At 40.1% G+C, this 1,345-nt stretch carries 2 protein-coding genes; both read left to right on the forward strand.

Annotated features, from left to right (window positions below):
* Positions 1-103: 103 nt before the first annotated feature.
* Positions 104-373 (forward strand): hypothetical protein, encoded by a 270-nt coding sequence (locus A3735_RS05920; protein ID WP_068507106.1) that lies wholly within the window; start codon positions 104-106, stop codon positions 371-373.
* A 119-nt stretch (positions 374-492) separates the two neighbouring features.
* The gene (locus tag A3735_RS05925; RefSeq protein ID WP_068507104.1) at positions 493-1,263 is read left to right on the forward strand and encodes a CsiV family protein; all 771 of its coding nucleotides are present in this window, start codon (positions 493-495) and stop codon (positions 1,261-1,263) included.
* The last annotated feature ends 82 nt before the right edge of the window (positions 1,264-1,345 follow it).

The raw sequence follows: 1,345 nt of genomic DNA on the forward strand, positions 1-1,345 counted from the left end.
AAAATCAACTATAATTAGCTGATCTGATGCACGTTATTCAATAGAATACCGCTTCACTTTTACGCAGACACTGACATATTGCTTAGAGTACCAACTTACAATTATGCTCATTCACCTTTTCGAACTGTTAACACTTTGCTTAGTTTTCCTTGCAGCATATCGCGGGCGTTACTATTACCGCGTGACTGCTTTAGAGGGTGCTAACCATGTTCACACCACGAAAAGTAGTTTAGCAAGCGAGCTCCCCGCATTTGTGGCACACTCGCCTACCGAAGCGGTAGAGCCTACAGAAAAACCTGTAGACATGAGTACAGACAAACCAAAGGTGCAAAAAGGTGACGTACTCAATAATTACATCGGTGATTTCTTCTAGCTCATTTCTTTTCGAAAGGTTTGGATTCAAGNCTTAAATTTCTCTGGCTTTAAGTAATGAGAATGGTAGTATTCAGCTAATTTCACTCCAACCTGTAAGAAGGTGAGGCTTTTACGCACGTGTTAACATTGAATACTCTCTACAAGCTCTGTTTTCGAATACTCGCGCTATTTCTTTTGTCTTTCACGATTAACCATGCTTATGCTGAAGATTTCAGCGAAGAAATATTCCAGGTAGAATACATTCTCTTTACTCACCAGGGGCATGTCGAAGCGAATAGAAAGTTTAATCTTGTTCCCTACAATCCACCTCGGCATTCACAATACACTCATTTGATCGAAGGTTTAGAAACCTTATCGAACTTCCAATATGAACAGCTTGATAGTTCATCAATGCAACTCAATGATGCGCTTTCAAAATTAAATAAAAGTAGGGATGTACGCGTCATTAAATATGGCGCTTGGCAACAAGCCATGGAACCAGGCAGCACATTACCCCCACTTCGTATATCTGCGCTGACCGATGTAGTTCAAAATGAAAGCTATTATGGTGAAACTCACCTAGAGGGAACGCTTACTATTAAACGTTCCCGATACATGCACATCGAAGCAGATTTATTTCTTACCAGTTTTTTGTTTTATCCAGAGCGAAACATTTTCGACTGGCTACTTTCGACCAGCACTATTCGACACAAAACTGATTCATTGCTACAAGCATACAAGCCAGACGAAATTGTTTTAAGCAAGCACTCTTCCTCCAGGATACCTAGTCAGGTATTCCGTTTACACCAAAGCCGGCGCTTAAAATATGGAGAAATTCATTATTTAGATCACCCGGCAATCGGTTTAATTGTCACCATTAATAAATTAGAGCCAGAGCCCGAGATCTAGCAGATAGAGCTACTATTATTAGCGTTATCTAGCGACTTATTATGAACGATAAATCAAGCACAAATGAAACCAGAACTTCTGA

The sequence above is a fragment of the Oleiphilus sp. HI0061 genome (assembly GCF_001635675.1).